General features: G+C 74.0%; 12 protein-coding genes. 5 read left to right on the top strand and 7 right to left on the bottom strand.

What is annotated here, in order from left to right; all coding sequences use genetic code 11:
* Positions 1-32 precede the first annotated feature (32 nt).
* A complete protein-coding gene (locus HZZ00_RS20810; RefSeq protein WP_180327849.1) occupies positions 33-1391 on the bottom strand; it encodes a rhodanese-like domain-containing protein in 1359 nt (452 codons plus the stop codon).
* A gap of 115 nt (positions 1392-1506) precedes the next feature.
* The gene (locus HZZ00_RS20805) at positions 1507-2736 is read right to left on the bottom strand and encodes an FAD/NAD(P)-binding oxidoreductase (protein ID WP_180327848.1); all 1230 of its coding nucleotides are present in this window, start codon (positions 2734-2736) and stop codon (positions 1507-1509) included.
* Between the two features lie 286 nt (positions 2737-3022).
* Between HZZ00_RS20805 and HZZ00_RS20800 the strand changes: the two genes are divergently transcribed.
* From HZZ00_RS20800 to HZZ00_RS20790, 3 genes are all read left to right on the top strand, one after another.
* Positions 3023-3412 carry a hypothetical protein gene (locus tag HZZ00_RS20800; protein ID WP_180327847.1) on the top strand — a complete coding sequence of 130 codons (390 nt, stop codon included), beginning with the start codon at positions 3023-3025 and terminating at the stop codon, positions 3410-3412.
* 243 nt (positions 3413-3655) lie between these two features.
* Complete coding sequence (locus HZZ00_RS20795; RefSeq protein WP_180327846.1) at positions 3656-4729, top strand: sodium-dependent transporter; 1074 nt, start codon at positions 3656-3658, stop codon at positions 4727-4729.
* Between the two features lie 118 nt (positions 4730-4847).
* Complete coding sequence (locus HZZ00_RS20790; protein WP_070029785.1) at positions 4848-5345, top strand: hypothetical protein; 498 nt, start codon at positions 4848-4850, stop codon at positions 5343-5345.
* 44 nt (positions 5346-5389) lie between these two features.
* Here HZZ00_RS20790 and HZZ00_RS20785 read toward each other — a convergent pair whose 3' ends face one another.
* From HZZ00_RS20785 to HZZ00_RS20770, 4 genes are all read right to left on the bottom strand, one after another.
* Positions 5390-5926, bottom strand: a complete 537-nt coding sequence (locus tag HZZ00_RS20785; RefSeq protein WP_180327845.1) for a gluconokinase — start codon at positions 5924-5926, stop codon at positions 5390-5392.
* Between the two features lie 15 nt (positions 5927-5941).
* Positions 5942-7393, bottom strand: a complete 1452-nt coding sequence (locus tag HZZ00_RS20780; RefSeq protein ID WP_180327844.1) for a glucose-6-phosphate dehydrogenase — start codon at positions 7391-7393, stop codon at positions 5942-5944.
* Entirely contained in the window at positions 7390-9219 is a 1830-nt protein-coding gene (locus HZZ00_RS20775) for a glycoside hydrolase family 15 protein (protein WP_180327843.1), read from the bottom strand. Before HZZ00_RS20775 ends, HZZ00_RS20780 begins: the two co-directional genes overlap by 4 nt.
* Positions 9220-9289: 70 nt before the next feature.
* Entirely contained in the window at positions 9290-10345 is a 1056-nt protein-coding gene (locus HZZ00_RS20770) for an NAD(P)-dependent alcohol dehydrogenase (RefSeq protein WP_180327842.1), read from the bottom strand.
* A 245-nt stretch (positions 10346-10590) separates the two neighbouring features.
* Here HZZ00_RS20770 and HZZ00_RS20765 point away from each other — a divergent pair, with 245 nt between their 5' ends.
* Positions 10591-11628, top strand: a complete 1038-nt coding sequence (locus tag HZZ00_RS20765) for a lactonase family protein (RefSeq protein ID WP_180327841.1) — start codon at positions 10591-10593, stop codon at positions 11626-11628.
* A gap of 30 nt (positions 11629-11658) precedes the next feature.
* Positions 11659-12117, top strand: a complete 459-nt coding sequence (locus HZZ00_RS20760) for a universal stress protein (protein WP_180327840.1) — start codon at positions 11659-11661, stop codon at positions 12115-12117.
* Here HZZ00_RS20760 and HZZ00_RS20755 read toward each other — a convergent pair.
* Positions 12105-12545, bottom strand: coding sequence for a glutaredoxin domain-containing protein (locus HZZ00_RS20755; RefSeq protein ID WP_180327839.1), 441 nt, complete (start codon positions 12543-12545; stop codon positions 12105-12107). The genes HZZ00_RS20760 and HZZ00_RS20755 overlap by 13 nt on opposite strands.
* Positions 12546-12634: the final 89 nt, after the last annotated feature.

The raw sequence follows: 12634 nt of genomic DNA, 5'->3' as shown, positions 1-12634 counted from the left end.
AGGGCCCGCGTGGTGCGGGCTGGGGGAGTGGCTCAGCCGGCCACCACGGTCAGACCCGCCTCGGTGGCCGAGTCGAAGCCGTCGTCCACGGCCACCACGTCCCGCCCGGCGGCGTGCAGCAGGGAGGCGGCGATGGCCGCCCGCATCCCGCCGGCGCAGTGCACCCACACGGTGCCCGCCGGTACCTCGTCCAGCCGCTGGTGCAGCTGATGGACCGGGATGTGCACCGAGCCCGCTATGTACCCGCTGCCCCGCTCGGAGTCGCGGCGTACGTCCAGGACGACGACGCCGTCCGTGCCGCGCTCGGCCAGGCCCGCGAAGGTGGAGCGCGGGAAGGAGACGAGGTCGTCGTCCCCGGCGACCCACTCATGGGGCGCGCCGGTCGCGGCGGCCGCGGGCCGGTCGATGCCGACCCGGACCAACTCGCGCTGCGCGGACGCCAGTTGCTCTCGTGAGTCGGCGAGCAGGGTCACCGGCTTGCCCCACGGGATCAGCCAGGCGAGATACGTGGCGAGCTTGCCGCCGGCCTCGAAGTTGAAGGTACCGGCGACATGGCCCTCGGCGAACGCCACCCGGTTGCGCAGGTCCACGACCCACTCGCCGGCCGCGAGCCGGTCGGCGATCTCCCGGGCGTCGGCGACGGCCGGCGCGGTGAGGTCCACCGGCGCCGGACCCGCGGCGTTGGCCGGACCCATGTGCGTGTAGTAGGCGGGGACGTCGTCCAGCTCGGCGAGCAGCCGGGCCACGAACGAGTCCACGTCGGTGGTGAGCGCCGCGTTGACCGACTTCTCCTTGCCGATGGTGGTGGCGTCGCCCTCGGCCTGCGCGGAGGAACAGAAGCTGCCGAAGCCGTGTGTCGGCAGCACCGACGTCTCGTCCGGCAGCTCCGTGGCGAGCCGGTGCGCGGAGGCGTGCTGGGCCCGGGCCAGCCGCTCGGTCAGCCGGGGCTCGACCAGGTCGGGCCGGCCCACCGTGCCGATCAGCAGGGAACCGCCGGTGAAGGCCGCCACCGGACGCCCCTGCTCGCGCAGTACATAGGAGGTGTGGTGCGGGGTGTGGCCGGGCGTGGCGACCGCGCGCAACTCCAGTTCGCCCTCGACGGTGACGGTGTCGCCGTCGGACACCGGCACCCGGGCGAACGCCACCCGCGCACCGGCCGGCACCAGGTAGGCGGCGCCCGTCAGCCGGGCCAGCTCCAGGCCGCCGGTGACGTAGTCGTTGTGGATGTGGGTCTCCACCACGTGCGTGATCCGGACCCCGCGCCGCGCCGCCACGGCGAGTACCTGGTCGACGTCGCGCGGCGGGTCCACCGCCACGGCCGCCTCCCGCCCGCCGGCCAGATAGCTGCGGTTCCCGAGGCCCTCCAGCTCGATGGTGTCGATGAAGAACACGGAGTCACTCCCTCTGCCGAATTACCCCCCGGGGTATATCCAATGTAACACGAGTACCCCGGGGGGTATTCCGGGTCCCGTGTCGTGCCCGGCCGGCGGCGGCTCCGGCGGACGGTCATAGACGGCCGGTCAGCATGCCGCGCCAGTAGATCTGCGGGAGCGCGAACCGCTTGAAGACCCACATGTCGCGCCGCTCCTTGAAGGTGTCGATCAGCGGGAAGGTGGGGGTGGGCTTGAGGTCGTAGTCGAACTCGGCGAGGAGCATCCGGTCGCGGGCGGTCACCAGTGGGCAGGAGGTGTAGCCGTCGTACCGGTGCTCCGGCCGCCTGCCGCGCATGGCGTCGAGCAGGTTGGCGACCACCACCGGGGCCTGTTTGCGCACGGCCGCGCCGGTCTTCGAGGTCGGCAGGTTGGCCACGTCACCGAGCGCGAAGACCTCCGGGTGGCGCGGGTGTTGCAGGGTGTGCCGGTCCGCGGCGACGAATCCCAGGGGGCTCGCGGGATCGGCGAGCGGCCCGGTCTTGACCCAGTCGGGCGCGCTCTGCGGCGGCACGGCGTGCAGCAGGTCGTAGGAGACGGTCTCCTCGCGGCCGCTCGCGTGGTCGGTGATGACGACCTCGCGCCGGTCGCCGTGCACGGCGGTCATCTCGGACCGCAGCCACACCTCGATGCCGTACCGGTCGGCCACCCGCTCCAGTACGCGGCCCCACTCGGGCACCTTGAACAGCGTGGCGTCCGGTATCACGAGGATGATCCGGACGCGGTCCAGGACCTTGCGCCTGCGCCAGTGGTCGGCCGCCAGGTAGGCGATCTTCTGTGGCGCCCCGCCGCACTTCAGCGGGGTGGCCGGGTGGGTGAAGACGGCCGTGCCGGAGCGCATGTTCCTGATCAGGTCCCAGGTGCGCGGGGCGTACTCCGGCGCGTAGTTGCTGCACACCCGGTCGTGGCCCACCGCCTCGGCGAGACCGGGTACGGCGTCCCAGTCCAGTTGCAGCCCGGGGGCCATGACCAGGTACTCGTAGGCGAGTTCCGCGCCCCCGGAGAGGGTGACCGTGCGCGCGTCGGGGTCGATGGCGAGGGCGTGCCGGCGTATCCACCGCACGCCGTCCGGTATGACCGCGGCCTCGGCGCGGCGGGTGCTGCGCAGGGGCGCCTGGCCGCCGCCGACCAGGGTCCACAAGGGCTGGTACCAGTGGCTGTCGGAGGGTTCGACGAGCGTGATGTCCCGGACGCCGGCGCGGCGCAGCCGGGCGGCGACGCTGATACCGGCGCTGCCGCCGCCGATGATGACGACGCGGTGCCGGCCGGCGATCGTCTCGCCGCTGGAGAGGGGACTGGCGACCATGGTGGAGGTCCTTCCCTTCCGGCCCTGAGGCCCGTTTGGTTGCCTGCTCAAATACCCCGGGGGGTTAGCGTGAGGCCGAAGGTAGGACGACTCGGAGGGGAGGGTCAAATACCCCGGCGGGTATTTGCCCGAGAGGCAAGGTCCGCACCGCCAACGCCTGTTGTTGACCCTTACGGGTCGACCCGTCGCCCCCTGGCGTGCCCTGCGAGCGAGGCGCGGTGCGTCCCGCCCCTGCGGTGCCTAACGTCCGGAGTGCTCCACTGGACGAGGAGACGGGAGGACGCGGATGCGCGGGCGCACCGCCTGGCTGACCCTCCTCACGTGCGTCCTCGCCTGCGCCGTCCTCGGTGCCGCGCTCGGCGGGTGCCCGCGCATGCGGAGCCTGGCCGGTGCCGCCCCCGACGCGTCGTTCAGGCCGCTCGCCCCGGCCGCGCCCCGGCTGCCCTCCTCGGCCGCGCCCCCGGCCGCCGCGGCCGACGTACCGAAACCCCCGGGCGCCCACGGTCGGCACTGCCGGGGCGGCGAGACCCTCACCGCCTCCGCTCCGGCCCCGGCTCCCGTGGCCGCGGCACCCGCCGAGCACCGCCCGCGCCGGGCCGACCCGCTGCCACCCGGGAGCGCGCCGCCGTGTCCACGGGCTCCCGACGACCGTCCGGAAGTGCTGCTGAGGGTGTAGGAGTCCCCACGCAGCGTGCCGGCCGTCCTCGCCCACGCGCACACCGGGCCGCCGCCCCCCCCGGGACACACCGCCGTGCCGACGGGCCGTCGCGGGCCGCCCGGAAGCGCTGCCGAGGGTGCGGGAGCGCCGGCACCGAGCGTCGGCGTTCACTCCCCCCTCCCGCGCACCCCACCGCCTGGCACGACGACGTCCGCGTGGCCGGGCGGCCCGCCGGTGCGCCCGCACCCCAAGGAAACGCGCATGCCCGCTCCCACCCCCCACGACCGGCGGCCGGCCGCCTGGCTCCACCGGCGCCTGGGCCCGCTGGTCCTCGTCTGCCATCTGCTCGCCCTGCTGCTGCCCGCCCCCGGCACCCGCCTGCGCACGGCCACGCTCGGTCTCCACGGCCTGCGCCTCGACATCTCCGCCTGCGCCCTGTTCCTCATCCTGTTCGCCGCCGCCTTCCAGGTGCCCCCGGCCCGGGCCCTGGCCGCCGTCCGCCGGCCGACGGCCCTGATCGCCGGGCTGGGCGCGCATCTGCTGACGGCCTTCCTCCTGGCCCCCGCCACTGCCCTCGCCCTGTCCGCCCTCGGCCGCCAGGAACTGGCCGGGAGCCTGGCCGGCGCCGTGGCCCTGATCACGGCGGCCCCCGTGGCCGCCGCCGCGACCGTCTGGATCGGCCGGGACGGCGACGTCACCACGCTGCTCGCCGTCATCCTCCTCTCGGCGCTGCTCAGCCCGCTCACCATGCCCGCGACGCTGGGCCTGCTCGGCGACGTCCTGCCGGCGACGGCCAGGGCGCGCGCGCTGGTCCACGGCGCCTCCGGCCAGACGCGCACCCTGCTGAGCGCCGCCGTCGCCCTGCCGTGCGCGGCCGGCCTGCTGGCCCGGGGGCTCGCCCCGGCCTCCGTCGCCGGACGCCTGGCGGAGCGGGCGCCGGTCGTGGCGGCGGCGGCGATGCTCGCGCTGACGTACGTCAACGCGACCGCCGCGGTACCCGTGCTGCGCCGGGAGTCCTGGACGGTGATCGTGCTCTGCGCCGTCGTCGGATGGGCCGTGTGCCGCCTCGCCTTCCAGGGCGGCTCGCTCACCGCCCGCGCGCTGCGCCTGCCGCCCGGCCCCGCCATCACGGTCACCCTGGCCTGCGGCATGAGCAACGTCAGCGTCGGCGCGGTCGTCGTCGTCCGCGCACTGCCGGACCAACCGCACGCCCTGCTGGTCGTACTGGCCTACGGGCTGGTGCAGAAGGTCACGGCGCACCGCGCCGTCACGAAGGGGGCGCGGCCTCGGACCGCGGCGCCAACGGCCCTCGCCGACAGGGGCGTTCACGGGTGAAGCCGGAGTGACGACGGTGGCGGGGGCTGGCCGATCCGTGCGGCCGTCTGCCATCATCTCGTGGCACCACCTGCACAGCCGACACACAAGAAGCCTGGCCATCCGCAGGAGGCTCCCCATGAAGGTCCGCTCCGCAGTGACCGCACTCGCCCTCGTCGTCGCCCCCGGCGTCGCCGTCGTCGGCACCGCCACCGACGCCTTCGCGGTCACCAAGATCAGCCAAGCCACGGCGACCCAGATGTTCCGCGACGTCGGCATCACCTGGTCCTCGTCCGGCAACTGCTCCGACCGCAACAACTCGACCTGTACGTCGTTCGACCAGCTCAACCTGGCCACCGCCCAGGGCGCCCAGACCCTCAAGCGCGCCAGCGGCTGCGCCCTGAACATCACCGGCGGCACCGAGACCGGGCACGCCTCCGGCACCTACTCCCACTGGAACGGCTACAAGCTCGACTACGGCAAGAACACCTGCGTCACCAACTACATCAAGAACAACTTCAGTTACTCGGGTCTGAGAGGCGACGGCTACCCGATGTGGACCTCGGCCTCCGGCAACGTCTACGCCGACGAGGGAAACCACTGGGACGCCCTCTACTACAACTGCGGCGGCTGCTGACCCGTACACCCGGCGGGCCCGGGCGCCGCGCCCGGACCCGCCGGTCAGCCGTCGGCGTCCGCGTCGGCCATGCGTGCCAGCACCGCCTCGACGACGGCCTCGGGAGCCGGGCCCGCGTCCACCGTGACGCCCCGCTCGTCCGGCTCCAGCGGTTCCAGCGTCTCCTCCTGCGACTCCAGCAGCGCGCGCGGCATGAAATGGCCGGTGCGTTCGCTCAGGCGCCGTCCCACCACCTCGTGGCCGGCCGTCAGATGGACGAAGAAGGCGTCCGGGCAGGCCGCCCGCAGCATGTCGCGGTAGCGGCGGCGCAGCGCGGAGCAGGGCACCACACCGCCCGTCGCCGCCTCGTCGCGCTCGCGCAGCCAGTCGCCGATCGACTCCAGCCAGGACCGCCGGTCGGCGTCCGTGAGCGGCACACCCGCCGACATCTTGGCGACGCTCCGCGGCGAGTGGAAGTCGTCCGCCTCGGCGAACGGCACCTCCAGCCGCCCGGAGAGCAGCCGGGCCACCGTGGTCTTGCCCACCCCGGCCACCCCGATCACGACGACGCACGGCGGCCGTCGTCCCGGTTCACGACGCATCGTGCCGCCCTCCCCTCACGGCCTGCCGCCGGATTCGCCCGACGTGTGCAGCACCGTCTCCTCGTGCAGCAGGGCGTCCCTGGTCACCGGCCCGGGACCGTAGGCGTGCCGGGGCACGGGCCCGTCCGAGCCCGCCGGGTACTCCTCCAGCGGAACGAGCCCGCGCTCCCAGGCCGAGAGCACCGGCGTGAGCACCCGCCAGGCCTCCTCCGCCTCGTCGCCGCGGATGGACAGCGCCGGATCGCCCCGCAGGACGTCCAGCAACAGCCGCCCGTAGGCAGGCAGTTCACCCGGTTCCATCCGCGCGGACAGCTCCAGCTCGGTGAGGTGCCCGGCCCGGGACCCCGTGCCCATCAGGTCCAGCGTCAGACCCTCCGGCTCCAGACCGAAGCGCAGCACATTGGGCACCACCTCCCCGCTGTGCCCGAACGGCAGATGGGGTACCGGCCGGAACCGCACCGCCACCTCCTTGCGGTCGCCGCGCAGTCCCTTGCCGCTGCGCAGCCGGAACGTCGTGCCCGCCCAGCGCCAGCTGTCCAGCTCCAGCTCCACCTCGGCGAACGTCTCGGTGCCGCGCCGCGGGTCCACGCCCTCCTCGTCCGCGTACGAGGGCACCTCGCGGCCGTCGATCCGCCCCGCCGCGTAGCGGGCGCGGCGGGTGCGGTGCACCACGTCGGACTCGGTCAGCAGCCGCACCGAGCGCAGCACGTCCACCTTGCGGTCGCGCAGATCCCGTTCGCCGAGTGTGACCGGCGGCTCCATGGCGACCAGGCAGAGCACCTGGAGCAGGTGGTTCTGCACCATGTCCTTCAGGGCCCCCACCCGGTCGTAGTAGCCGGCCCTGCCCTCCAGCGCCAGGCTCTCGTCCCAGACGATCTCCACCTCGGCGATGTGGGTGCTGTTCCACAGGGGCTCCAGCACCCGGTTGGCGAGCCTGCTGCCGAGCACGTTCTGCACGGTCGTCATGGCCAGGAAGTGGTCCACCCGGAACACCGCCTGCTCCGGTACCAGTTCGGCCAGCAAACGGTTCAACTCCCGAGCGGTGTCGAGGTCTTCACCGAAGGGCTTCTCCAGGACGATCCTGCTCCCCGGCGGCAGGCCCGCCGAGTGCAGCGCGGTGACCACGCGAGGGAAGAGCGCGGGCGGCAGCGCGAGGTACAGGGCCACGGGTTCGTCACCGGCGACGACGGCCCGCACGTCCTCCGGGTCGGTGACATCGGCCCGCTGGTAGTGGGCCGACTCCACGACGGCCCGCCGCGCGTCGGCCGGCACGGCTCCGCCCTGCCGGTCGAGCCACTCGGCGATCCACTCCCGGAACCGCTCCGTGCTCCACTCCTCGCGGCTCGCGCCGGTCACCCGGAACCCGTCCGCGAGGTGTCCCGCGGCGTGCAGGGCGGCGAGGGCCGGCATCAGGAAGCGACCGCTGAGGTCTCCCGTGCCGCCGAGGATGACGAGCCGGCCGATCATCGCCTGCTCGCCGCCCTCGCCCGCTGGAGGTTCACGCCGCTCGCGATGATGCCGATGTGACTGAACGCCTGGGGGAAGTTGCCCATGAACTCTCCTGTGGTGGGATGGATCTGCTCCGACAGCAGCCCGAGCGGGCTGGCCCGGGCGCACAGGGAGGCGTACAGCTCCTCGGCCTCCTCGGTACGGCCCTGCCCGACCAGGTTGTCGACCAGCCAGAAGCTGCACAGCACGAAGGCGCCCTCGTCACCGGCCAGGCCGTCGGGGGCCTCGTCGTGCAGATAGCGGTAGAGCAGCCCGCCACCGGCCGACAGGCGTTCGGCGACGGCCGCCGTGGTGGCCACCATCCGCGGGTGGTCGGCCGGCACGACCTTGCGCGTCGGCAGCGCCAGCAGGCTCGCGTCGAGCACACCCCCGCCGTTCAGATGCGCGCTGAGGGTGCGCGCCTCCTCGTCCCAGGACTCCTCCAGGATGATGCGGCGCACCTTCTCCGCCGCCGCCCGCCACTGGTCGATCCGGCCCGGCAGCCCGTGCCGTTCACCGATCCGCACCGCCCGGTCCAGCGCCACCTGGCACATCCCGGCCGAGTAGGTGAACGCCTGCCCGGCGCTGCGCACCTCCCAGATCCCCTGGTCGGGATGGCGCCAGGCACCCTCCGCGGCGTCGGCGAGCCCGGCCAGGCCCGCCCACAGCACCGGCTGGATCTCCCCGCCCGCCAGCAGCCACTGGTCGGCGCAGTCGAGGATCTCGCCGTAGACGTCGTGCTGGCGCTGGTCGGCCGCGCCGTTGCCCCAGCGCACCGGGGCCGAGCCGCGGTAGCCCTCCAGTTCGCCGTCCTCCACCTCGTCGGGCACCGCGTCGCCCTCGATGGTGTACATGATGCGGGGCTGCCTGCTGTGCTCGAACGCGTCGAGCACCCAGCCGAGGAAGGAGTCCGCCTCGCCGTCGAACCCGATGCGGCGCAGCGCGAACACGGCGTAGGCCGCGTCCCGGATCCAGGCGTAGCGGTAGTCCCAGTTGCGGATGCCGCCGATCGGGGCGGGCAGGGAGGAGGTGGGCGCGGCCACCAGCGAGCCGCTGGCCCAGTCGTCGCACATCTTCAGCGTCAGCGCCGCCCGCCTGACCAGGGACGCCTGCGGGCCGGCGTAGTCGCAGTGCCGCATCCAGCGGTGCCAGGCGTCCGCGGTGCTCTTGAGGACGGCGTCGCTGTCGAAGCGGTGGTGGCGGTGGAAGCGCCCCCAGGACAGCACGAGGTCGAGGTGCTCGCCCTGCTGGAGGTCGTGGGTGCTGTGCAGGCCGGTCAGGGCGCGGTTGGCCCGCAGGTGCAGCCGCAGGCCCGGCTGCCGGTGGGGGCGCACCTCCAGCCCGCTGAACAGTGCGTGCGCCTGTCCGCCGCCGCGCGGTTCCAGCCTCACCCCGAGCCGGACGTGACCGGACAGCACCACCGCCGAGCGCACCAGCTCCGCCCGCCCCGCGGGCACGTCCTCGGTGAGATCGGCGCCGGACCGCAGCGCGAGCGCGTCGGTCAGGCGCACCACCCCGGTGGGCGAGCGCAGTTCGGTGACCAGCACGCCGGTGTCGGGCTGGTAGTGCTGCCGGGCCTCCACCAGGTCCTCGGGCGCCACGGTGAAGTGGCCGCCGCGCGCATGGTCCAGCAGACCGCAGAAGAGCGGCTCCGAGTCGAAGCGGGGCAGGCACATCCACGGGATGGAGCCGTCCAGGCCGACCAGGGCCGCCGTGGTGCCGTCCCCGATCAGGCCGAGGTCCTCCAGCGGCAGGTAGCCCCCGCGCGCGCGGACGGGCCGGAAGGGCGGATCGGGATCGTACATGCGGCCTCGCCTCTCTGATGCCGCAGGAGCGCGAGGCCCCGCCGGCACCGAACCGTGCTGCCCGGCGGCGTCACCCCTCGAAGGTCACCAGGACCTTCACGGTGTCCTCCAGCTTCTTGTCCGACACCTCGAACGCCCGCTCCATCCGGTCGAAGGGGAACCGGTGGGTCGTCAGCCGGGTCGGATCGACGCGCCCGTTCTCCAGCACCCGCAGCAGCCGCTCCATCCGCAGCCGCCCGCCGGGGCACAGCCCGGTCGCGATGGTCTTGTCGGCCATGCCGACACCCCATGCGAGGCGCGGGATGTGCACGAAATCGCCCTGTCCGAAGTACCCGATGACGGAGATGGTGCCGCCCGGCTTGGTGACCTTGACCGCGGTCTGGAACGTCACGTCCGCGCCGAGCGCCTCGATGGCGGTGTCCACGCCCTGGCCGTCGGTCAGTTCGAGGATCCGCTCGACCACGTCCTCCTGGGTGAAGTCCACGATCACGTCCGCACCGTAGAACCGGGCGAGTTCCTGCCGGCCGGGCACGGACTCCACCCCGATGACCAGCCCAGCGCCCCGCAGCCTCGCCCCCACCGTGGCCATCAGCCCGACCGGCCCCTGCGCGAGTACGGCCACGGTCCCGCCGATCGGGATGTCACCGTGCTCGGCGCCCATGAAGCCGGTGGACAGCATGTCGGCGCAGTAGACCGCCTGCTCGTCGGAGATGCCCTCGGGGATCTTCGCCAGATTGGCGTCCGCCCAGCCGACGTGGAAGTACTCCGCGAACACCCCGTCCTTGAGGTTGGCGAACTTGAAGCCGCCCAGCGGCCCGCCCGACTGCGAGGGGTAGCCGTTCTGCGAGGCGAGGTCGCCCCAGTCCGGCGTGATGGCCCCGACCAGCACGCGGTCGCCGGGCCGGAAGTCCTTCACCTCGCCGCCCACGGCGTGCACGACGCCGACCGCCTCGTGGCCCAGCGTCAGGTTCTCCCGGGGGCCGATGCCGCCCTGCACGGTGTGCGAATCGGAGGTGCAGATCAGCGCGTTGGTCGTCCGCACGACGGCGTCCAGGGGACCCGGTTCGGGAACCGGCTTGTCCATGAAGCCGACGCTCCCGATCTCCTTCATCACGAATGCCTTCACCGGCTTTTGCCCTCCTGTCGGATCGGCACCGCCGCGTCCCCGGCGGCGGCACGGCCGTCCCCGGGGCCGGCGACGGCTTCGCGCACCGTGATCACCGTCTCACGGGGTCCCGGGAGCCGCGCGGCCGTTGATGCGTTCCGGTGAATGCCGGGCCATGTCGCCCGGGGAATCCGCCGCACTCCGGCGCGGCGCCCGCATCGTGGTGACTCCGCCGTGCGTCGCGCGGGGCGGAGGGCGGAGGATGCATGGCCGGCGGCGCCGCGGAGCGCGTCTTCATCGGATCGTTCACATCGGCCGGTGGGCCGGGCATCGTCGTCGCCCACCGGGACCCGGGCAGCGGGGCGCTGACCGCGACGGGCGCCGTCCGGTCCGTCGCGAACCCGTCGTACCTCGCCGTGCGGGGCACCGTCCTCTACGCGGTCTCCGAGACCGTGGCGGGCGCCGTCGCCGCGTACGCCGTCGACACACCGGTGCCCCGGCCGCTCGGCGAGCCCGTGCGGGTGCACGGCGACGAACCGACCCATCTGTCGCTGACGCAGGGCCACCTGCTGACGGCCAACTACGGCTCGGGCAGCGTCAGCGTGCTGCCGCTGACCGCCGAGGGGATGCCGCTGCCCCCGAGCAGCGTGCTGCGCCACGTCGGCTCCGGCCCGGACCCGGACCGCCAGGCCTCCGCGCACGCCCACCAGGTCGTGCCCGACCCGACGGGCCGCTGGGTGCTCTGCGTCGACCTCGGCACCGACTCGGTCCGGGTGTGCGTACTGGACGAGCACACGGGCGAACTGCGCGCGCACGGCGCGACCGGGCTGCCGCCGGGCACCGGACCCCGGCACCTCGCGTTTCACCCGTCAGGCGAACACGCCTACGTACTGGGCGAGTTGCGGCCGACGGTGACCGTCTGCCGGTGGGACGCCACCGCCGGGGTGCTCCGGCCGGTGGGGGAGACCCCCCTCTTCCCGGACGGTCCGGACGTGCCCGTGCAGCCCTCGGCCCCGGTGGTGTCCCCGGACGGCCGGTACCTGTGGGCGGCGGTGCGCGGCACGGACACCGTGGTCGTCCTCGCCGTCGACGCCTCCGGCGACCGGGTGGAGCCGGTGACGGCCGTACCGTGCGGCGGCCGCTGGCCGCGTGACCTCGTGCTCGACCCGCCCGGCCGCAGGCTGTACGCGGCCAACGAGCGCTCGGGCGAGGTGACGTGGTTCGACCTCGACACCACGACGGGTGTGCCCCGGGCCGCCGGATCGCTGCCCGTGCCCGCCGCCAGCAGTGTCGCCTTCGGATGAGGGCGCTCCGTACGAGGACGAGGGAAGAAGATGGCCGACGGACAGAGCCAGAGAGAACGCATCGTGGTCGGGGTGGACGGCTCGGAGGGGTCGAAGCAGGCCCTGAACTGGGCGGTGCGCCAGGCGGGACTCACCGGCGGCTGGGTGGAGGCGGTGATCGCCTGGGACGTCCCGCAGTTCCACGGCGCGCTCGGCTGGCTGCCGCCGTCCAGCTCCGACGAGGCCGTCATGGAGGGCCGGGCCCGCGACGACGTCACGCGCGCGGTGGAGGAGGCCGTGGCGGCGCACCCCACGGTGCAGGTCAGCACGGTGGTGCGGTACGGCACCCCCGCCGGTGTCCTGCTCGAAGCCGCCCGCGGCGCCGCGCTGCTGGTCGTCGGCAGCCGCGGCCTCGGCGGCTTCAAGGGGCTGCTCCTCGGCTCGGTCGCCCAGCACTGCGTCCAGCACGCGCCCTGCCCGGTGCTCGTCCTCCGGGGTCAGGAGGACTGAGACCCGGCCGCCGTCAGCCCACGCACCCAGGCGGGATCGGGGTTGACGTACGGCCGGCCCGCGACGACCACCGTCGGTACGGTCTCGTCACCGCCGTTGGCCGCCCTGACCACCGCCGCGCCGTCCGGGTCCCGCCAGATGTCGACCCAGTGCAACCGGCGGGCACGGAGGCCGAGCCGCAGCCGCAGGCAGTAGGCGCAGCCCGGCCGCCAGTAGACGACCGCCCGCCCGTCCGAGGCGCTCCGGCGCAGTGCCTCGGACGCACTGACCGAACGCGGGAAGATCAAAGGGGAGTCGGCGACCGCGAGGACGAGGAACGCCAGGGCGAACACCACGGCCTGGCCCTCGCGGCCCGCCAGTGACAGACCGGTCGCGGCGACGGCTCCGCAGAGCACCAGCAACAGCGGCACGGCCCGAGCGCGTCTCATGGTGACGCAGACTACCCGGACCGGCGCGGTGCACGGCGACCGGTGCTGCGAGCGCCGGGACGGGGCGCCGGGTGCCCGCCCGGGCGACG

Source organism: Streptomyces sp. NEAU-sy36, from assembly GCF_013423905.1.
GTDB classification, from domain to species: domain Bacteria; phylum Actinomycetota; class Actinomycetes; order Streptomycetales; family Streptomycetaceae; genus Streptomyces; species Streptomyces misionensis.
This window is presented reverse-complemented; position numbering and strand designations above follow the sequence as displayed.